This window comes from Catellatospora chokoriensis, assembly GCF_011297315.1.
Lineage (GTDB): Bacteria > Actinomycetota > Actinomycetes > Mycobacteriales > Micromonosporaceae > Catellatospora > Catellatospora citrea.
In genome coordinates this window covers 14,725-34,381 of record NZ_JAAOTI010000012.1, presented here as the reverse complement: position 1 = coordinate 34,381, position 19,657 = coordinate 14,725, and the positions used below count along the sequence as shown (strand labels likewise).

General features: G+C 71.2%; 18 protein-coding genes, 2 tRNA genes and 2 pseudogenes. 9 read left to right on the top strand and 13 right to left on the bottom strand.

What is annotated here, in order from left to right:
- Positions 1 to 49 precede the first annotated feature (49 nt).
- Positions 50 to 538 carry a hypothetical protein gene (locus HAV39_RS19050; RefSeq protein ID WP_191840560.1) on the bottom strand — a complete coding sequence of 163 codons (489 nt, stop codon included), beginning with the start codon at positions 536 to 538 and terminating at the stop codon, positions 50 to 52.
- 169 nt (positions 539 to 707) lie between these two features.
- Complete coding sequence (locus tag HAV39_RS19045; protein WP_191840559.1) at positions 708 to 845, bottom strand: hypothetical protein; 138 nt, start codon at positions 843 to 845, stop codon at positions 708 to 710.
- Between the two features lie 84 nt (positions 846 to 929).
- On the opposite strand from HAV39_RS19045, the pseudogene HAV39_RS19040 reads away from it, so the two are divergent.
- Positions 930 to 1,618 (top strand): annotated as a pseudogene (locus HAV39_RS19040) (site-specific integrase).
- Positions 1,619 to 1,777: 159 nt separating this feature from the next.
- Here HAV39_RS19040 and HAV39_RS19035 read toward each other — a convergent pair.
- Positions 1,778 to 1,853 (bottom strand) — tRNA-Lys (locus tag HAV39_RS19035).
- Between the two features lie 420 nt (positions 1,854 to 2,273).
- Here HAV39_RS19035 and HAV39_RS19030 point away from each other — a divergent pair.
- The 3 genes from HAV39_RS19030 (at position 2,274) to HAV39_RS19020 (ending at position 6,737) form a co-directional block, all read left to right on the top strand.
- Positions 2,274 to 3,839, top strand: coding sequence for an ArnT family glycosyltransferase (locus tag HAV39_RS19030; RefSeq protein WP_203736572.1), 1,566 nt, complete (start codon positions 2,274 to 2,276; stop codon positions 3,837 to 3,839).
- 145 nt (positions 3,840 to 3,984) lie between these two features.
- Complete coding sequence (locus tag HAV39_RS19025) at positions 3,985 to 5,274, top strand: L,D-transpeptidase (RefSeq protein WP_191840556.1); 1,290 nt, start codon at positions 3,985 to 3,987, stop codon at positions 5,272 to 5,274.
- A gap of 128 nt (positions 5,275 to 5,402) precedes the next feature.
- Positions 5,403 to 6,737, top strand: coding sequence for an Ig-like domain-containing protein (locus tag HAV39_RS19020; RefSeq protein WP_373311830.1), 1,335 nt, complete (start codon positions 5,403 to 5,405; stop codon positions 6,735 to 6,737).
- 47 nt (positions 6,738 to 6,784) lie between these two features.
- On the opposite strand, the gene HAV39_RS19015 is transcribed toward HAV39_RS19020, so the two are convergent.
- Positions 6,785 to 6,860, bottom strand: a tRNA-His gene (locus HAV39_RS19015).
- Between the two features lie 114 nt (positions 6,861 to 6,974).
- Complete coding sequence (orn, locus tag HAV39_RS19010) at positions 6,975 to 7,580, bottom strand: oligoribonuclease (protein WP_191840719.1); 606 nt, start codon at positions 7,578 to 7,580, stop codon at positions 6,975 to 6,977.
- A 105-nt stretch (positions 7,581 to 7,685) separates the two neighbouring features.
- On the opposite strand from orn, the gene HAV39_RS19005 reads away from it, so the two are divergent.
- A complete protein-coding gene (locus tag HAV39_RS19005) occupies positions 7,686 to 8,897 on the top strand; it encodes a glycosyltransferase 87 family protein (protein WP_191840555.1) in 1,212 nt (403 codons plus the stop codon).
- Positions 8,898 to 9,051: 154 nt separating this feature from the next.
- Here the strand turns inward: HAV39_RS19005 and HAV39_RS19000 are convergent, their stop codons facing one another.
- From HAV39_RS19000 to HAV39_RS18985, 4 genes are all read right to left on the bottom strand, one after another.
- On the bottom strand, positions 9,052 to 10,275 hold the full coding sequence (locus HAV39_RS19000) for a hypothetical protein (RefSeq protein WP_191840554.1): 1,224 nt from the start codon (positions 10,273 to 10,275) through the stop codon (positions 9,052 to 9,054).
- A gap of 136 nt (positions 10,276 to 10,411) precedes the next feature.
- On the bottom strand, positions 10,412 to 11,113 hold the full coding sequence (locus HAV39_RS18995; protein ID WP_191840553.1) for a YcnI family copper-binding membrane protein: 702 nt from the start codon (positions 11,111 to 11,113) through the stop codon (positions 10,412 to 10,414).
- A gap of 37 nt (positions 11,114 to 11,150) precedes the next feature.
- The gene (locus tag HAV39_RS18990; protein WP_239120859.1) at positions 11,151 to 12,767 is read right to left on the bottom strand and encodes a copper resistance CopC/CopD family protein; all 1,617 of its coding nucleotides are present in this window, start codon (positions 12,765 to 12,767) and stop codon (positions 11,151 to 11,153) included.
- Between the two features lie 155 nt (positions 12,768 to 12,922).
- Entirely contained in the window at positions 12,923 to 13,573 is a 651-nt protein-coding gene (locus HAV39_RS18985; protein ID WP_191840552.1) for a hypothetical protein, read from the bottom strand.
- Between the two features lie 223 nt (positions 13,574 to 13,796).
- Here HAV39_RS18985 and HAV39_RS18980 point away from each other — a divergent pair, with 223 nt between their 5' ends.
- Genes HAV39_RS18980 through HAV39_RS18965 form a run of 4 tightly spaced genes read left to right on the top strand, consistent with a single transcriptional unit; the run spans position 13,797 to position 16,901 of the window.
- Positions 13,797 to 14,354 carry a sigma factor-like helix-turn-helix DNA-binding protein gene (locus HAV39_RS18980; protein WP_239120862.1) on the top strand — a complete coding sequence of 186 codons (558 nt, stop codon included), beginning with the start codon at positions 13,797 to 13,799 and terminating at the stop codon, positions 14,352 to 14,354.
- A 31-nt stretch (positions 14,355 to 14,385) separates the two neighbouring features.
- Complete coding sequence (locus HAV39_RS18975) at positions 14,386 to 14,955, top strand: DoxX family protein (RefSeq protein ID WP_191840551.1); 570 nt, start codon at positions 14,386 to 14,388, stop codon at positions 14,953 to 14,955.
- Positions 14,956 to 14,970: 15 nt separating this feature from the next.
- Positions 14,971 to 15,705 (top strand): DsbA family protein, encoded by a 735-nt coding sequence (locus tag HAV39_RS18970; protein WP_191840550.1) that lies wholly within the window; start codon positions 14,971 to 14,973, stop codon positions 15,703 to 15,705.
- A gap of 20 nt (positions 15,706 to 15,725) precedes the next feature.
- Positions 15,726 to 16,901: a hypothetical protein gene (locus HAV39_RS18965; protein WP_191840549.1), complete on the top strand. Its 1,176-nt coding sequence runs from the start codon at positions 15,726 to 15,728 to the stop codon at positions 16,899 to 16,901.
- A 118-nt stretch (positions 16,902 to 17,019) separates the two neighbouring features.
- On the opposite strand, the gene HAV39_RS18960 is transcribed toward HAV39_RS18965, so the two are convergent.
- The 4 genes and pseudogenes from HAV39_RS18960 to HAV39_RS42260 all read right to left on the bottom strand — a co-directional run.
- Positions 17,020 to 17,778 carry an energy-coupling factor ABC transporter ATP-binding protein gene (locus tag HAV39_RS18960; protein ID WP_191840548.1) on the bottom strand — a complete coding sequence of 253 codons (759 nt, stop codon included), beginning with the start codon at positions 17,776 to 17,778 and terminating at the stop codon, positions 17,020 to 17,022.
- The gene (gene cbiQ, locus HAV39_RS18955) at positions 17,775 to 18,545 is read right to left on the bottom strand and encodes a cobalt ECF transporter T component CbiQ (protein ID WP_191840547.1); all 771 of its coding nucleotides are present in this window, start codon (positions 18,543 to 18,545) and stop codon (positions 17,775 to 17,777) included. Before cbiQ ends, HAV39_RS18960 begins: the two co-directional genes overlap by 4 nt.
- Before the next feature lie 2 nt (positions 18,546 to 18,547).
- Positions 18,548 to 18,910, bottom strand: coding sequence for a PDGLE domain-containing protein (locus tag HAV39_RS42265; RefSeq protein WP_373311833.1), 363 nt, complete (start codon positions 18,908 to 18,910; stop codon positions 18,548 to 18,550).
- Between the two features lie 18 nt (positions 18,911 to 18,928).
- Positions 18,929 to 19,606, bottom strand: a pseudogene (locus HAV39_RS42260) (energy-coupling factor ABC transporter permease); the annotation flags it as partial.
- Between the last annotated feature and the right edge of the window lie 51 nt (positions 19,607 to 19,657).

Below are 19,657 nucleotides of genomic sequence, written 5' to 3'. Positions count from 1 at the left end.
AGGGCCAGGTCGCCCACTCACGCTGCAGAGGCGACCTGGCCGGACGATGTCAGCTCCAGTAGCTGGACGCGGAGTAGGCCCAACCGCTGCACGGGTCCGTGCGGTAGGGCACGTCCAGGCACACCCGGGCTTCCGCCCGGAACTGGTTGCTGGCGGTGAGGTTGAGCCCGGTGTTGGCGTACAGCCACGACGCGGACGTGGTGCTCGAGTGACCGGTCTCGGCGTCGTCGTACGAGTTCCAGGCGCCGTAGGTGTTGAACTGCGTCCAGAAGTGCGCGTACTTCTTGTGGTCGTCGGCGTTGGTGTACCAGACGTTGGCGTCGAGGTACGACCGCGGACCCGAACCGGTGTCGTATGGGCGCCACTGCCCGTTGCCGTTGACCTGGCTGCCGTAGCCAGAGACGGCGACGTAACCACCACCGTTCGGCCACGTTCGGTACTCGCCTGCAGCCGACGCGGCCGACACCGAGCCGGCCGCCAGGATGCCCCCGGCTAGCAACGCAAGACCGGCGCGGGCGAAGAAGCTCTTCTTCTCCATGATCCCTCCCCAGAAATTGGGCACGGGGATCCGCGAAGCGGCGCTGTCGCACCGTTTTCACCCCCGTGAATTGGTGGATAGGTTGGCGTACATCCATATGCCTGTCAAGGTCTTGCGGGATCCCGGCGCCGGATGTTAAGGGCGTGTCTCATTTGGTGAGGCGGCGGTATCAGATCAGCGCACTGGCGATCACGGCAAAAGCTTCAAAGGGTTTCTTGCGTTGAGCCTTGGCGTGGTCGAGGCACACTTGAGCGGTGAATTCGTCGCCCCGCGTCCGTCCGGCGTCGCCCGCGAGGACGGCGTTCACCGGGGTCGGATTCGACGGGTCGTCGCAAACACCTTGATTCTGGGGGTGTTGCTGGGTCGCCCAGCGGAATGGAGGAAAGCGTTGATGGGCAGGGCCGCGATGAAGTCGCCGAGGCGCCGTCGCATCGGCGGGACGTGGAGAGGGCGTTCTGGCGTGAAATCGCGACGGGGTGCACCAGCGAGGCCGCTGCCGTGGCGGTGGGTGTGTCTCCGGTCGCCGGTACGCGGTGGTACCGGGATCGTGGCGGCATGCCGATGTTCATGCGCGCCCGGGTGAAGGGCCGCTGTCTGTCGTTCGCGGAACCCGAGGAGATCGCGCTCTTCACCCTGTACGCAATGGCTCTCGCGCTGGGGCTGCGCCGTGGCGAAGCGCTCGGGCTGCGATGGCAGGACGCAGATCTGAACGAAGGTTTGATCTTTGTGCGGCAGACCGTTCAACGCCTCAACGGGCAGCTCGTGTTCGGCCCGGTCGAGTCTGATGGCTCCGAACGGGTCGTCGGGCTGCCTGCGCCATGCCTCGACGCGCTCAAGCGGCATCGCATGGCGCAGCAGGCAGAGAGGAAGTCTGCCGTCGGCAAGTGGCGGGAGCACGGGCTGATCTTCACGACCACGATCGGAACGCCGATCGAACCGCGCAATCTGAACAGGCACTTCGTCAGACTGCTCGGCTTGGCCGGCCCGGACCGCATCCAGCTTCACGACCTTCGGCACTCGTGCGCAACGCTGCTGGACGAGCAAGGCGTGCCGATCGAGAAGATCCAGGACGTCCTCTGACACAGCTCTCCGACGATCACCAAGCTGATCTACGTGGAGGCGACCCGGCAGGCTCAGCGGTCGACGACCGACAAGCTCAGCTTTCTGTTCGAGAGCTGACGTAGGGGTCAAGAAAGGGATCAGGGCCGGTCTGAGAAGACCGGCCCTGAGTGTTACTGCTGGTGCGCCGCCAGGGACTCGAACCCCGAACCCGCGGATTAAGAGTCCGCTGCTCTGCCAGTTGAGCTAGCGGCGCTCGTTGGCAACGGAGAGAACATTAGCACGGCGATCCGGGGGATCTCCAACCGGTTACCGAACACCCCGAGCGCGCCGCCGAACCCCCTCAAACCACCCACAAAAATCGCCTCAAACCAGTTGATCCCCGGCACCCATCAACCCCGCCAAAACCAACCACAGAGGGTCACCGGGCCGCCGTGTGATCACCCTCACTTGATGATCAACAGCCCGTCGACACGATCACTCCGGCGTAGGGCCCATACCCGCTCCCCCGATTTCACCGAGGAGTGACCAAATGTCCGACCCGACCGGGTCGGCACATCTTCGACGGAGGTGAAACAATCTCGCGCGCCGGGTCGGTCGGGTACCCGTCACATGGGGGTACAGAATGCGTCGCCAGTGGCTGGTTCCTGCTGCCGTCCTGCTCATGCTGAGCTGGATGGCGACAGCGATGGTGGTGACCGCCATCCAGCAGTCACCGATCAACGACGAGCCGGTCTACGTCGCCGCCGCGGTCGCCTACGACCAGCGGGGCTCACTCCAGGTCAATCCGGAGCACCCGCCGCTGACCAAGATCTTGATCGCCGTGGGCCTCCAGGGCGCCGACGTGCACCTCGACCCCGCCTACAAGATCGGCCTGAAGCTCAACGACCAGTGGACCCTGGGCCGGACCGTGCTCTACGAGTCGGGTAACGACACCGACCGGATGCTCCTCTGGGCCCGCCTGCCCTCGATCGTCCTGACGCTGCTGTTCGGCCTGGTGGTCTTCTTCTTCGCGCGGGACCTGTTCGGCGACGGCGGCGGCTTGCTGGCACTGGCCCTGTTCACGCTCTCCCCTGACCTGATCGCGCACGGGTCGGTGGCGGCCAACGACGTTCCGGTGGCCGGGTTCATCCTGACCACGGCGTGGCTGCTGTGGCGGGCCCGCAACCGGCCGAAGCTGTACCTGCCGCTGGCGGGCGCCGCATTCGGCTGCGCGCTGGCGTCGAAGATGTCGGCGCTCAGCCTCTTCCCCGTGGTGCTCGTGCTGGCCGGGTGGAGCATGTGGTACGCGTCGTCGGCGCCGACCCGGCGCCGGCTGCTGCATGCCGCGGGCGCGGTCGCGTTGGTGGGCGCCATCGCGGTGGCCGTGGTCTGGATCACCTACCTGGTCGTCGACCCGTCGCTGAACGTGGTCGTCGAGCCCAGGTTCCGGCCCAGTTCGCGCCTGAAGCGGCTCGTGCTCAAGCTGATGCCGTTCCCGAAGCCGTACACCGACGGGCTGTCGATCCAGCTGAAGTTCGAGGGCAACGAGTACAAGAGTTACCTGTTCGGCGAGATCTCCGACACCGCCCGGTGGTACTACCTGCCGGTCGCGCTGGCGGTCAAGGAGCCGCTCGGCATGCTGGGGGCGTGGCTGGTCGGATTGGCGGCGTTCGCCGTGCACCGGATGCTGCGGCCGATGGTGCCGTACGTGCTGCTGATGCCCGCGGTGCTGCTCGGGGTGGCGATGACCGGCAGCCGGGATCTCGGCGTCCGGTATGTCGTCTGGCTGCCGATGTTCATGGCGGTGGCGGCGGGGGCGGTGGTGGTGTTCCGGCGGCGCCGGGTCGCGATCGGGGCCATGGTGGCGCTGGTGGCGTTCACGGCCTTCAGCACGGTGCGGGCGTTCCCCTACTACCTGCCCTACTCGAACGAGGCGTTCGGCGGGCCGTCGCAGACCTACCGGTATCTCGGCGACTCCAACGTCGACTGGGGTCAGGACATGCGCCGCCTGGGCCAGTACCTGGGCCGTACCGCGCCGGGCGAGCCGGTCTGGCTGATGTACTACGGCCCGGCCGTGCCCGGTTACTACGGCGTCAACGCGCGCAACCTCAAGGACGTCCCGGTGAGCGACGTGCACGGCCTGGTGGCCGTGTCGGTGCACCTGCTCGCCACGCGGAAGGACCAGTACACGGCGCTGCTCGCCGATGCCGAGCCGATCACGACGATCGGCCACACGATCAAGGTCTACCGCCTTCCGTGAGCGTCCGCGCGGTGGTCCGGAAACACCCGGGCCGCCGCGCGGACGCGCCGAAGTTCCGAGATTCCGTCAGAACCTGCCATGACGCCCAACCGTTTACGGCAGGATGTGAACCGGGACATAACGGCAGTAATGGGTGGGTGGCGTCATGGGTGCTCTGCGCAGGTTCGGTCTCGTCGCGGCGGCTGCGGCCGTGCTCGTCCCGCTGGGTTCGTGCACGGGCGAGTCCGCCGGGTCCAAGGAACAGGCCGCTCCGCAGCCTGCTCCGCCGGCGCAGACCCTGGAGCTGACGCCCGTCGCCGAGCAGAAGGACCTGCCGGTCAGCACCGAGATCGGCATCACCGTCGCGAACGCGGGCGTACGCTCGGTGGCCCTCGCCGACGCCAAGGGCCGCCTGATCCCGGGCCGGATGCGCCCCGGCGGCTCGGCCTGGATCCCGGACCGCCCGCTGGACTACAAGAGCCGCTACTCGGTCACGGTCACCGCCACCGACGGGCGGCGGGCGATCACGAAGTCGACCTCGTTCAGCACGATGGCGGAGCCGCAGCGGCAGGTCGGCACGGGCATGTACCTGTTCGACGGCAACACCTACGGCGTGGCGATGCCGGTGGTGGTGGAGTTCTCCGAGCAGATCCCGGAGTCGGCGCGGGCGCAGGTGGAGTCGCGGCTGTTCGTGACGACCACGCCGGCGCAGCCGGGGGTGTGGCACTGGATGAGCGGGCGGCAGGTGACCTACCGGGCGCCGGAGTACTGGAAGCCGGGCACGGTGCTCAGCGTGCGGGCGGCGCTGAAGGGCCTGCCGATGGGCGAGGGCCGGTTCGGCGACGAGGACCGGAAGGCCACCGCGAAGATCGCGGACGAGAAGCTGGAGCTGATCGTCAAGAACTCGAACAAGCACATCGAGGTCTTCCGCAACGGCAAGAAGGTCAAGTCGATGCCGGTGAGCCTGGGCAAGGCGAGCACTCCGTCCTCCTCCGGCACCATGGTGATCATGGACAAGCAGGAGTCCACCATCTTCGACACCACCGGCGAGCCGGGTGACCAGTACCGGGTGGCGATCCAGTACGCGCAGCGGCTGACCTGGGGCGGGGAGTTCATCCACTCGGCCCCGTGGAGCGTCGGCGACCAGGGCAACCGCAACGTGTCGCACGGCTGCCTGAACGTCTCCTACGGCAACGCGGTGTGGCTGTTCCAGAACACGCACGTGGGCGACCCGGTGACGGTCAAGGGCACGGGGGTGAAGCTGGAACGCGGGAACGGCTTCACCGCTTGGGACCTGAGCTGGAAGGAGTTCGTCAAGGGCAGCGCGCTGCCGGTGCCGCAGGAGTTGCTCGACCCGGTGCCGGCCGTGGCGCCCTCCCCTTCCCCGAGCGCAGGCGCGAGCGCCAGCGCCAGCGCCGCTGCGGTGACCCCGTCCCCGTCGGATCCGACAAACTAGTCCGTTTTATCCTCTTATGTAACGGTGTGCAGCCTCACTGGATGCAACCAAGTCCTCAGCCTGAGCGTCGTTGAGGCAGTATGGACAGGCGCATCGCGCATACACCCCTCGATCTTGGTGAGGAGCCTATGCCCACCCCCGATCTCCCGACCCCCATGTCCATGACCCGGCGGCGCGCGCTCACCGCGCTCGGCCTGGCCGGCGCGGGTGTCGCCGGAGTGGCCGGCCTGGCTGCCTGCACGGGCGACAAGTCCCCGGTCTGGAACGGCGCGGACGGCGGCGGCGACAAGCCGGCCGAGACGCCGCCGAAGGCGACCGTCGCGATCAGCGGCCCGGCCGCCGACGCCAAGGACGTGCCGGCCAGCGCGGAGCTCGTGTTCGCCGCGACCGAGTCCGTGACCACCACGGTCTCGCTGAAGGACGCCGCCGGCGTCGAGGTGAAGGGTGCCATGCACCCCGACGGCGCGGGCTGGCTGCCGGAGAAGGCACTGGCCTTCGGCACGGCCTACACCGCGACGGTGACCGCGACCGGCGACGACGGCAAGCCCGCCACCGCGACCACCACGTTCACCACCATGGCCAAGCCGACCAAGCTGGTCGGGATCAGCAGCTTCCTGGCCGACAACGCCGTCGTCGGCGTCGGCATGGTGCTGATCTTCAGGACCAGCCGGGACATCGCGAAGGCGGACCGGGCCGCGGTCCAGCGCCGCCTGATGGTGACGACCGAACCGTTCCACGAAGGCATCTGGACCTGGTACACCGCTCGTGAGCTGCACTGGCGGCCGAAGACGTTCTGGAAGGCCGGCACGTCGATCTCCGTCGACGTGCGGGCCGGCGGCCTGCCGATGGGCGGCGGCTACTACGGCCGCCGCGACTCCACGCTGGTCTGCAAGGTCGGGCCGGACCTGCAGCTGCAGGTCGACGACAAGACCCACAAGATGACGGTGCATCAGGACGGCAAGGTCATCAAGACGATCCCGGTCAGCCTGGGCCGTCCCAGCATGCCGTCCTCCAGCGGCACGATGATCATTATGGAGAAGAAGCGGAACACCGTCTTCGACACCATGGACGCCCCGAACCCGGCCAACCGCTACCGCACCCCGGTGGAGTACGCGCAGCGGATGACCTGGGGCGGCGAGTTCATCCACGCGGCACCGTGGTCGGTGCAGAACCAGGGCCGCACCAACGTGTCGCACGGCTGCGTGAACGTGTCCATGGCCAACGCGGCCTGGCTGTTCGCCAACACCCTGATCGGCACGCCGATCACCACCAAGGGCACGCCCCGCAGGCTCGACTACGGCAACGGCTGGACCGACTGGGACAAGACCTGGGAGCAGTACGTGAAGGGCAGCGCCATTCCGTACGCCCCTCCGGCCGAGCCCACGCCCGACCCGGCGACGACGCCGTCCACCGGCCCGTCCGGTGCCCCCTCCGCGGGCCCCTCGGGCACACCGAGCGCCTGACGAACAGCAGAAAGCCCCGGCGGGAATCCCGCCGGGGCTTTCTCGTATGGGGTGATCGACGGGACTTGAACCCGCGACCCCCGGGACCACAACCCGGTGCTCTACCAGCTGAGCTACGACCACCATCGCACCGCCGACGACCTTGCGGCCGCAGCGACTGACCAATGATAGCGGTACCCCCCGGCCTCACGTCGAGCGGGTATCGCTGTGTCCCCCGCTACCCTGAGTTTCCGGGGTTCAGGGCAGCATCATCGTCGCCGCGATGCGCTTGGCCTCGTCGACGTCCGGGCCGGGCTGCGGCACGAAGATGGCCTCGCGGTAGTAGCGCAGCTCGCGGATGCTCTCCCGGATGTCGGCCAGGGCCCGGTGGGCCAGCCCCTTCTCCGGCTGGCCGAAGTACACCCGGGGATACCAGCGGCGGCACAGCTCCTTCACCGACGACACGTCGATCATGCGGTAGTGCAGGTGCGTGTCGAGGCGGGGCATGTCGCGGACGATGAAGCCCCGGTCGGTGGCGATCGAGTTGCCGCACAGCGGCGCGGTGCGCGGCTCGGTGACGTACTTGGTGACGTACTCCAGCACCATGTCCTCGGCCTGCTCGACGGTGACCGTGGACCGGCGCACCGCCTCGGTCAGGCCCGATTTCTCGTGCATCTGCTTCACCACGTCGACCATGCCGTCCAGGGCGGCGTCGTCGGTGTGGATCACGACGTCCACCCCGTCGCCCAGCACGTTCAGGTCGGCATCGGTGACCAGGGCCGCTACCTCGATCAAGGCGTCGCTGCCCAGGTTCAGGCCGGTCATCTCACAGTCGATCCATACCAGATGGTCGGCGCTTCGCAGATCTCCCACCGGCACAGCGTACGCCGTATGGCCGCACTGTCAGTGTCGCCACCGTCGGGCCGGGGGCATGCCTGTGCGGCCCCCGTGGCGGATAGGGTGGCGACCATGTCCCAGGTCCGCACCCGCGACCCGCTCGTGCGGGTGCTCACCGTGATCGCCGTGCTCGCGCTGGCCGCCGTCGCCTTCTGGCGGCTGCGGGTGGAGCACGACTTCTTCGACCTGAAGATCTACATGTCCGCGGTGAACTGGTGGGGCGACGGCCAGGACCTGTACGACTACGCCCAGCCCGACCGGGTGCAGGGCGCGCTGTACTTCACCTATCCGCCGTTCGCGGCGCTGCTGCTGTTCCCGTTCGGCCTGCTGCCGCTGGGCGTGACCCAGGCGCTGTTCACGCTGGGCACCGTCGCCGCCGTCGTGGTCACCACCTACTGGCTGGTGGCCCCCCTGGCCCGCCGGCAGGGGTGGCCGGCCTGGTACGCGGTGGGCATCGGCGCGCCGCTGGTGCTGGTCATCGAGCCGCTGCGGGAGACCATCACGTTCGGCCAGATCAACATGCTGCTGATCCTGCTGATCATGATGGACCTGCTGGTGCTCGGGCCGCGCGGCTCGAAGTGGACCGGCGTCGGCATCGGCGTGGCCACCGCGCTGAAGCTGATTCCCGGCCTGTTCATCGTGTATCTGCTGGTCACCCGCCAGTGGCGGGCGGCGTTCACGGCGATGGGCGCGGCCGCGGGCGTGACCCTGCTGGCCGCCGCGATCGCGCCGCGGGCCTCGTGGGACTTCTGGACCTCGGCGCTGTGGGACACCGCTCGGGTGGGCCGCCTCGACTACACCGGCAACCAGTCGCTGCAGGGCATGCTGGCCCGTTTCGTCGCGCCGGAGCAGCCCGCGAAGTGGCTCTGGCTGCTGCTGGCCCTGGTGGTGCTGGGCTTCGGCATGTGGCGGGCGGCGCGGGCGGGCCTGGCCGGCGACGCGGTGACCGGGCTGGCGCTGACCGGCCTGGTGTCGGGGCTGATCAGCCCGATCACCTGGCCGCACCACCTCTACTGGTTCGTGCCCGCGATCGTGACACTGCTCGTCGCGGCGCAGCGGGCGGGTGACGGCCGCCGGTGGGGCTGGCTCGCCTTCGCGGCCGGCACGTACGCCGTCTGCGTGATCGGCGTGGTCTCGGTGGTGGACTGGGGGGTGGCCGCGGTGCCCACGGACACGGTGGGACTTTTCCTGGCCCGCAACGCCTACGTCCTGCTCAGCCTGGTGCTGCTGGTCTTCCTGCCGATCAACCGACCAGGGGATTATCCCACGTCAAGGGCCATATAGCCAGTCTTGTCCGTTCTGACGGTTTTACCGTAACATGAACGCTAGGGACAACGTCTCCCCCGGGACAGGTCCCCAAGTGGTGACACCGTTCCCCCGGTGAGAGCGGCCCGTACGCCGGTACGTACGGGCCGCTCGACTTGTCTCCGGCAACCCGTCAGACCCGCTGCCGCGGGCGGTCCAGCCGCAGCGCGCAGGCGGGGCGGGGCAGCCACTGCCGCACGAACTCCTCGGTGATCACGTCCCGGACCGGCTCGGTCGCGGGCAGCGTGCCACGCGGCGGAGGCCAGGGCAGCTCAGGCGCGGCGACGGTGCGCATCGCGGGCACGACCGGTGCGCCGACGCCGAAGATGCCGACCCCGGTCAGCGTGTCGGCGAGCATCGTGTCGGCGAGCATCGGGTCGCCGAGCGCCGCGTCGTCGAGCCCGGCACCGGACCTGGCGGGCACGGTCGCGGCCTGGAGGCAGGTCACGATCGGCGCGGCGCTCGGGCCGGTGTACGGCGCGCCCGCCCAGGGCACGGTCAGCGGTGCGCGTTCGGCCTGCTCGCTGCCCTGCGGGACGCGTACCCCCGGCTCGTCCGCCTGCGGCGCACGCTGCCCGGGCGCCGGCGGCAGGGTGACCTCGGTGTCCCCGGACAGCACCGGCCTGGTGTCCGTGGACAGCAGCGCGGTCAGCGCGCCGTCACCGGTAGTGTCGGCCACCTGTTCGCCGGTCCGGGCCGGCCAGGCCAGCGTCACGAAGGCCAGGATCAGCAGCACCATGCCGAGGATCAGCAGCCCCCACGAGGCCGAGCCGAGCCAGCTCGCGCCGAGCGCCACGTCCAGACTCGCCGCGTCCGACGGCAGCACGGGCCCGCCGCCTGCCGGGGTGTCCCGCAGCACCACGACCAGGGCCAGGTGCTGTCCCCGGTCCAGTTGCGGATTCCAGGACAGCGAGCCGAGTCCCTGCCGCAGCCAGAACTCCTCGGCCAGCGGGTCGCGCGGGTCCCGGCCGGGCGCGTCCATCCGGTTGGTGCGCAGCACCACCGGCCCCGACCCGACGACGGTCTGCGCCACCTCGGTGTAGCGGATGCCCGCCAGGTACGCGGCCACCTCGTCGGGTGCCGCGACGCCGATGAACGCGGGCGTGTTCGCCGAGCTCGCCGACAGGCGCACCGTGGTCGCGCCGACCCGCGCGTACGGCACGTCGCGTTGCAGCAGCGCGTCCAGGTCCGGCACCACCAGCACCCGGTTGGAGTCCTTCGGCGGGGCGATCGCGGCGTGGAACGCGCCGTCGGGGCTGTCGTGGCGGGCCAGCCAGGCCGCGCCGCCCCCCGCGGCCAGTGCGGGCACCGCGACGAGCAGGGCCAGCAGGCCGACGAGAACACGAACAGCGCGCATCGGGTGTCCTCCCAGGGCTCGCCGGTGGGACGGCGAGGCTCTCCGCGCGCCGGTGATCGGGGCGCGCTCTCCCGGGACAACGCGGCCGGGCACCCGGCAGATGCGGGCACCCGGCCGATGACGACCGTGCGGATGACTAGCGCGCGGGCTCCTTGCGGGTACGCGCCAGCGCCACTCCGGCGAGGATCAGCGCGAGCAGGCCGGCGATCAGACCGGCCACGCCGAACCAGTCCGTGCCGCTGCTCTTGGTGTCGCCGACGGCGAGGGTGTTGTCCGTCGCCGGGGTGGCCTCAGCGCCCGCCGCCGCGGGCAGCAGCGTCAGCACCGGGGCCGGGCTCTCCGGCTCCGCGCCGTCGTTGGCGGGCGGGTCGATCCAGCGCACCACCGCCCCGTCGGAGTAGGTCTGCAGCGTCTTGAAGACCATCTTGTCGACCTTGGGCAGCGGGCCCATGGACACCGGGAACTCCTGGAACTGGCCGGGTTTGACCGCCGCGTCGGGAGAGGTCGCGGTCCAGGTCAGCGTGGAGACGACCTCGCTGACCGGGCTGCCGTGCACCTCGATCGGCGTGGCCAGTTTGCGCTTGGCCACGGTCACCGTCCAGCCAGGGACAGGCATCGTGGTGACCGACGCGACCGGGGCGTCCTCCGGCAGGTACACCTCGACCTTGGTGGTGTTCGTGTCGTCGGACTCGTTCGGCACCCGGAACGCCACGCGGGCGTAGCCGCCCTGCACGGCCTCCTTCGGGTTGACCGTGACGTGGGCCGACGCGGGCACGGCGACGGCCAGCAGGCCGAGCACCGTCATCGCGACCACACCGAACCGGCGCGTCATCTTCATGCCTGGACCTTTCGTACGGCTCAGCGGGCGCCGAGCGCTATGAGATCGGCACCGTCGCGGTGACCGAATCCTGATCGATCTCGGAGAGGCGAAGGGTGAAGCGCAGCTGCCAGTCTCCGGGCGTGGGCAGGGTGACCTGCCCGCTGGCGTGGTTGTCGGTGAGCTGGAGCATGGGGAACGTGATCGGCTCGATGCCCGCCGAGGGCAGCGCCGCGGTGGCCTTCCACTCCACCACCGGCAGCGGCGAGCCGTCGGCCTTGTACGCGTACAGGTGCACCCCGTTGTCGCCGAGCTTGGCCGGGTCGACCTCCACCTGCAGCGTGTACAGCGAGCTGGTCAGGGTCGAGGAGTAGATGACCGGCTGGGCCGGCAGCTGCGCGGTCTCCTGCGCGGTGCGGGCCGGGGTGGTCTGCGTCAGCGCGCCGGTCACCGCGAGCACCACGGCCGCGATGGCCAGTTCGGTGGTGACGACGCGGCGCAGCGGGCGGGGGTTGTCGGCGGCCCCGTTGTTCGTCCAGCGCCGGGCGAGGAACGCCGCGACCAGGATCAGGCCCACCAGCACGATCTTGGCGATCATGAGCTGCCCGTACGTCGTGTCGATCAGCGCCCGCGGCGTGCCGATCTGGATCAGCCCGGACACCACGCCGGCCAGCAGCACGGTCGACACGGCCAGCGCCGCCCAGCGGGACCAGATCGGCAGGATCGCGCCGAGCTCGCGGTTGTCGGCCTGGCGCAGCAGGAACAGCGCCAGCATGAGCAGCCCGCCCAGCCAGACGGCCGCCCCGGCCAGGTGCAGCGCGTCGACGACCACGGACACGGCGGGCACCGGTGAGGCGGCCGGGTGCCCGGCCAGCGGCCAGGTCAGCGCGGCCCCGGCGGCGACCGCGAGCAGCAGCACCCGGTCCACGATCCCGTCGCGCCCGGCCAGCAGCGGGCGCACCAGGAACGCGGCCACCGCCAGCAGCGCCAGCCGCACCAGCAGCGCGATGCCGTACTGGCTGCCCAGCACGTCGCCGAGGTCGCTGCCGGTGGCCCCGAACAGGCTGCCGCCGGTCGAGTACGGGGCCTGCAGGTACAGGCCGGCCAGGGTGGCGAGGGCGACCACGCCGAAGCCCGTCCACATGACCCGGCGCGGGCCGCGCTGGCTGAGCCGGGCCGGCCACAGCAGCGTCAGCACCAGCACCGGACCGACCAGGAGCACCAGGCCGGCGTACCCGATCGCCTTGCCGATCGCGATCAGGTTGCGGATCGTGGTGTCGACCTTCTCCTCCGGCAGCGCCGCCGGGGTGGCCGAGGGCGCGCCGACCGAGAACGTGAACCCGCCCGGGATCGGGTGGCTGTCCGCCGAGATCACCCGGTAGCTGACCAGGTAGGTGCCCCTCGGAGCGTCCTCGCGCAACTCGATCTTCAGCACGTTGCCGTCGACCGTCGGCTTGCCGCGGTCGGCCCGCTGGCCGTCCGGCCCGATGATCCGGATCTTGTCGGCGACCGGTGACACCGGCTCGCTGAACGTCAGCGTCACGTCCCGGGGCGCCTCGGGCACCACCGACCCGGCCGGCGGGCTGGTGCGCAGCAGCGCCGCGTGCGCGTACGCCGGCGAGCCCGGCAACAGCGTCAACGCCAGGAACGCCACGACGGCCAGCAACCCCCGCACCCGCCGTCCCCGCACGCCGCGCGGCTCTCGCGCGCCGTCGACGATCGCCGGACTTGCCTGGCATACGTGCGTATCTTGACCGCTCACTCGCCCGTCTGCCGGGCACGTCGAGTGATCATGGGGTGCGGAGGCGCGGAGGGGCGCAGTCATGTGACTCACGGGGCGACCGTAACGGGGCGGGCGGGTTCGCGCGAGACGGTGGTCGTGCGGCTGAGCGCCCACAGGAGTCCGGCCTGCACGAGCGCCGCGGCGTGGCCGATCTCGTGGGCCAGCGCGGTCACGCCCTCGGCGACATCGAAGGCACTGGTCATGATCAGGCAGGCGGCGAGCACGAAGGCCACCGGCACGAACGCGCGGGCGCGTTCCGGCCGCCACGCGGCCAGCGCGAAGCCGACCGCGAGCGCGATGTCGAACGACGCCGCCTCCCGGCCGGTGTGCAGCCCGCCGCCGCCCGCGAACAGCGCCGGCAGCGCCAGCAGCACCTGGATCACGGCGGTGGTGCCGAGCGCGACGCGCAGGATCTGCCGCCGGCCCTCGGCCTGCCGCCGGGCGGCCCGGACCGCGCCGTCCCGCTCGGCTGCGACCGCGGCGAGGATCGGGGCGGTCAGGTCGGGCACCACGACCGACTGCACCCGCACCGCGCGGGTGAGCTGCTCGGCGGCCCGCGACCAGGTGCGGCAGTCGGCACACCCGGCCAGGTGCCCGTCGAGCGCGTCCGGCGCGAGCCCGGCCTGCGCCGCCCATGCCTCGACCTCGCCGTCCAGCCGCGCGGACAGCCCGACCCGCACCTCGTCGCAGTTCGTCATGGGCGGGTAGTCGCCGCATGCCGCGATTCAGTTCCCGCCGGTGTCCCAGGACACGCGAGTCGTCACCGCCCGGAGTGAGCCCGACCGGCGGTTAGGCTTGCTCCCCGTGCCCCCCGTGCCACGAGACGACACGCTCCCGGACGACGGTGTCCCCGTCGCCCGCGGTGGTGGGCGCTCGGAGACGGCCCGCGATTCGTCGGCCACCCTGGGCGCCAACGTGCCGCTGGCCCGACAGGCGGAGCATCATCCGGGCATCGATCCGGCCACCGAGTGGGCCCTGGCCGCCCGCACCGGTGATCCCGTCGCGCAGGCCGCGTTCGTGCGGTCCACCCAGGCCGAGGTGTGGCGGTTCGTCGCCGCGCTGGTCGACCCCGGCAGCGCGGACGACCTCACCCAGGAGACCTACCTGCGGGCGTTCCGGGCGCTGCCCGCGTTCGAGGGCCGCTCGACGGTGCGCACCTGGCTGCTCGGCATCGCCCGGCGCACCTGCGCCGACCATCTGCGTACGGTGGTAAGGCAGCGCCGGCTCGGCGTGCGCCTGGCCGCACAGGCGCTGACGAGCGGGCCGCACCCGGATCCGGCGGGCCAGGTCGGGGCGGCGCAGCTGCTCGACCGGCTGTCGCCGGAGCGCCGGGAGGCGTTCGTGCTGACCCAGCTGCTGGGGTTGTCGTACGAGCAGGCGGCGGTGGTGCAGGAGGTGCCGGTCGGCACGATCCGGTCCCGGGTCGCCCGCGCCCGCGCCGAACTGGTGGACGACGTCGTTAGCGCCTTAGCCGCCTGAGGCGGCCGCGCGGGGGCGAAGGAGGAACACGATGGACGAGCGCACCGGCTGGACCAGGGCCCAGCCGTGGGTGAGCCTGCTGGTCAGGCTCGGCCTGGCGGGGATCTTCCTGGTCGCGGGCCTGCTCAAGGTCACCGACCTGGCCGCCAACGGCCGCGCCGTGAACGCGTACCAGATCATGTCGTACGACGCCGCGATGGTCGTCGGCGCGATCCAGCCCTTCGTGGAGATCGTCGTCGGCCTGCTGCTCCTGGTGGGCCTCGCGACCCGGCTGGCCGCGTGGCTCTCGGCGGGCATGATGGTCGCCTTCATCGCGGGCATCAGCTCGGCCTGGGCCCGCGGCCTGAACATCGACTGCGGGTGCTTCAGCAAGGGCGGCCAGCTGCCGCCCGGGGTGACGCCCAACTATCTTCCGGAGATCCTCCGGGATGTGGCCTTCCTCGCGATGGCCATCTTTTTGATCATCTACCCGGTCAGCCGTTTCTCCCTCGACGCACGACTGGATCGACCGTTCTCCGCCGGGGTGCCGGCGGATGACGACGTGCTGGAGGAAGACAGTGAATCGAGCGAGCACACCGCACCCCGCCGCGAGCGGGCCTGACCGGGGAATCAACGCATGAGCAGCCGGAAGGACCAGAACGCGGCTGCCCGGATGGTCCGGGACCAGATCGCCAAGGAGCAGCGCCGCAAGCGCACCATGTGGATCTCCATCGCGGCGGTGGCCGCGCTGGTCATCGCCGGCCTGATCGGCTGGGGCATCTACGCGGGCTCCAAGACGACGGACTTCACCGCCCCGAAGGGCGCCAACGCGGCCGGTGACGGCATCACCACCGGCAACGGGCCGGTCGTCGTCGACGAGTACGTCGACTTCCTCTGCCCGCACTGCAAGTCCTTCCACGACGAGGCCGCCGCCTCGATCGCGCAGCTGGCCGCCGACGGCAAGATCACGCTGGTCACCCACCCCGTGGCCTACCTCGACGGCGCGTCCACGAACCGGTACTCCACCCGCTCGTCGGCCGCCTCCGGCTGCGCCGCCGAGTTCGGCAAGTTCACCGAGTTCTCGAACGTACTGTTCGACAACCAGCCCGCCGAGGGCGGGGCCGGACCCACCGACGACGATCTGATCGTGCTCGGCCGGCAGGCCGGGCTCGGTGAGGACTTCGCGCAGTGCGTACGCGAGAAGCGCTTCCTCACCTGGACCAACCACGTCAGCGAGGAGGCCGGCCGCGCCGGTGTCACCGGCACCCCGACCGTCCTGGTCAACGGCAAGCCCACCCAGGCCAGCGCGGCGCAGATCGCCGCCGCGGTCGCCGCCGCCGCCGGCGCCAACCCGTCCGCGAGCACCAGCTGACATGAGCTGAGCAGGAGCAGATGACACCCCTCACGGCACAGCGGGTGGGCGCGGTCCTCGGGACCGCGCTCACCCTGCTGCTCACCCTCGCCACCCCCGCCGCCGCGCACGGGGCCGACGCCCCCGACGCCACGAACTACCGCACCGCCATCACCGGCACACCCGACCTGCCCGGCCTCGAAGTGATCACGATCGAGGCGGGGGCGCGCCTGCAGCTGACCAACCACAGCGGCAAGCCGGTCGAGGTGCTGGGCTACAACAACGAGCCCTACCTGGAGGTACGCCCCGACGGGGTGTACGAGAACATCCACTCCCCCGCCACGTACCTGAACATCACCATCGCGCACGTCGACCCGCCCGCGCACGCCGACCCGACGGTGCCCCCGGAGTGGCGCAAGGTCAGCGACGAGCCGGTGTACCGCTGGCACGACCAGCGCGCCATCTGGACCGAGACCACCGAGCCGCCCGCCGTCGCCGCCGCGCCCGGCCAGCCCCACCGCATCCGCGAGTGGACCGTGCCGATGCGCACCGAGGTGACCCCGCTGCAGGTCACCGGCACCCTCGACTGGGTGCCGCCACCGAACCCGGTGACCTGGTGGGTCGCCACCGTCGCCGGAGCGCTCGCGGTCGCCCTGCTCGGCCTGGTACGCGGCCGCCCCCGCGCGATCACCGTCGCGCTCTCCGCCGCCGCGATCGCCGCGGGCGTCCTGGCCCTCGCCTACGCGGTCGCCCGTGAGGTCGACGCGGGCAACCACACCGTCGGCCCGATCCTGCTCGAACTGCTCACGGTCCAGCTGTGGGCCGTGGTCAGCGCCCTGGCCGCGATCGCCGCAGGGGCGTACTCGCTGTCCCGCCGCGCCGCGGGGGACTTCGCGCTGGCGCTCGGTGCGGCGGCGGTCGGCCTGTTCGCGGGCATGGTCAACGCGGCCGTCTTCCACCGCTCCATCGCCCCGGTCCCCTGGGGCGACACCGCGGCCCGTCTCGCCGTCGCCACCGTGATCGCCCTCGGCGTCGGCGTCGCCGCCGCCGGTATGCTCCGCCTCCGCGGCACCACCTCGGGCACACCCGCGCCCGGCGAGACCTCATCCGACCCGCACACCACCGGCGCGCCCGATTCCGCAGCCGGGACCCCCGGCACAGCAACGCCCGCCGTCACGCACCACCACAACCGCGACGCCTCCACCCCGCCCGCCTGACGGCACGACCCCGACTTCAATAGACGCTGGCCTATTACATCGAGTATTTGTAGATCAAACTCGTGTAATAGGCCAGCGTCTATGAAAAACGGAGCGCGTAGCGCGGGCGATGCTCGGGTCAGGCGACCGGGACGGCGAAGCCGTACGGGAGTTCCAGGCGGTGGCGGGCCAGCAGGTCGGCGTCGGCCAGCAGCTCCCGGGTCGGCCCGTCGGCCACGATGCGGCCCTCGTCCAGGATCACCGACCGCGGGCACAGCTGCAGCGCGTACGGCAGGTCATGGGTGACCATCAGCAGCGTCACGTCCAGCCCCAGCACGATCTCGGCCAGCTCCCGCCGCGCCTGCGGGTCCAGGTTGGACGACGGCTCGTCCATGACCAGCAGATCGGGCCGCATCGCCAGCACCGTCGCGACGGCGACCCGCCGCCGCTGCCCCAGCGACAGGTGGTGCGGGGCACGATCCTTCACGTCGCCCATCCCGACCGCGGCCAGCGCCTCGTCCACCCGCGCGGCCAGCTCGGCACCGCGCAGCCCCAGGTTCGCCGGCCCGAACGCCACGTCCTCGGCGACGGTCGGCAGGAACAGCTGGTCGTCGGGGTCCTGGAAGACCAGGCCGACGCGGCGGCGGATCTCGGCGAGGCCGGGCCGGTCCTTCGGATCGACGGTGCGGTCGCCGACCGACACCGTGCCGGACGAGCCGGCCAGGCCGGACGCCGGCAGGATGCCGTTGAGGTGCAGCACCAGCGTGGTCTTGCCGGCGCCGTTGGGGCCGAGCAGGGCGACCCGCTCGCCGGGCGCGACGCGCAGGCTCACGCCGTGCAGCGCCTGGTGGCCGTCGGGGTAGGCGTAACGCACGTCGTCGAGCAGCAGCGCGGTCATACCAGGAACCTATCCGTCAGCAGGACCACGACGGCGAGCACGGGCACCGTGGCCCCGACCGCCCACTGCCGGGCGGTGGCGACGCTGCCCTCGTGCAGCGCGGCGGGCAGCCGCCCGGTGTAGCCGCGCGAGCGCATGGCCAGGAAGACCCGCTCACCGCGCTCGAAGGCGCGCAGGAACAGGGTGCCCAGCCCGGCCGCGAAGCCGCGCAGCTGCCAGAGGAACCGCGGGTCGTCGAGCCGGGACAGCCGCGCGATGCGCATGCGCCGCGCCTCGTCGGCGAGCACGTCCAGGTAGCGGAGCATGAACAGGGCGATCTGGGTGATCGCCTGCGGGGTGCGCAGCCGGTCCAGGCCGACCAGCACGTCGCGGGCCGGGGTGGTGCCGGCCAGCAGCAACGCGACGAGCACGCCGAGCGTGCCCTTGACCAGGATGTTCCAGCCCGCCCACAGGCCCTCCACGGCGACCGAAAGCCCGAGCACGTCGGTGCGGGGCCCGGCCGCGAAGAACGGCAGCAGCAGCGCGGTGGCCACGAACGGCAGCTCGATCAGGCTGCGCCGGGCCAGCCACCCGGCGGGGATCCGGGCCAGCACCGCGAGCACCGCCACGATCACCGCGTACGCCCCGAAGGCGGGCAGCAGCTCGCGGGGCGTCGCCACCACCACGATCGTGAACAGCACCGAGACCGCGATCTTCACCTCGGGCGCGAGGTGGTGCACGGGCGAGTGCCCGTGCACGTACATCGGGTGGGTGTGCCCGGCGCCCACGGCTACTTCTCCGCGGGCACGGCGGCCGGGGTCGGCTCGCTCGCCGCGGACTCGGCGGCCGCGTGCCGGCGGCGGCGCACCGACCAGAAGATCGCCAAGCCGACCGCGAAGGTCAGCGCGACGCCGATGAGCCCGGCCAGGCCGGTCGCGTCGTCGATGCCCTTGATGCCGTAGTCGGCCAGGAACGAGCCGCCGAGTTCGTGGTCGGCCGCGCGCTGCGCGATGCAGCTGCCGCCGGTGATCGCCCCGTCGGCGTCGACGGTGCAGCCCGCGAGCGTGGTCGCGTCCAGACCGTCCGGCGAGCCCGAGGCCAGGTAGCTGACCCCGCCGGCCAGCACTGCGGCGACGGCCAGGCCGCCGAGCACGAAGACCCGGGTGGGCAGGCCGCCGGTCGCGGGCCGCTCCAGCCGCGCCCCGCGCAGCGCGTACACCAGGTCGGGGCGCACCTTGGCCACGGTGGTGACGGTGACGGCCGCGATGAGGCCCTCACCGATGCCGATCAGCGCGTGCACGCCGGCCATGGTCGCCGAGATCTGCCCGTAGCCGATGGTCAGCGGCACCTCGCCGCCGAGGACGAACTGCAGCACGAAGCCCTGCGAGGCGAGCACCACCGAGACGATCGAGGCTCCGAACACGGCCAGGCCGACGCCCGCGGCGGTGCGCGGCAGCAGCTTCATCAGGCCGACCAGCACCAGGTAGCCGACGGCGGTGCCGAGCAGCGCCATGTTGGAGATGTTGAGGCCCAGCGCGCTGATGCCGCCGTCGGCGAAGACCAGCGCCTGCACGATCAGGACCACCGAGACGCACAGCGCGCCGACCCACGGGCCGACCAGCGCGGCGGCCAGCGCACCGCCGAGCAGGTGCCCGCTGACGCCGGGCAGCACCGGGAAGTTGAGCATCTGCACCGCGAAGATGAACGCGGCGACCAGGCCCGCCATGGGCGCCAGCCGGTCGTTGAGGTCCTGGCGCGCCCGGCCCAGGCAGAGGGCCAGCAGCACCACGGCGACGACGCCGTAGGCGAGCGAGACCGGCCCGCCGATGATGCCGTTGGAGATGTGCATCGCGATATTCACTCAGCCAGCCTAAGGTTGTTGCAAAGTACTTGCAATAAG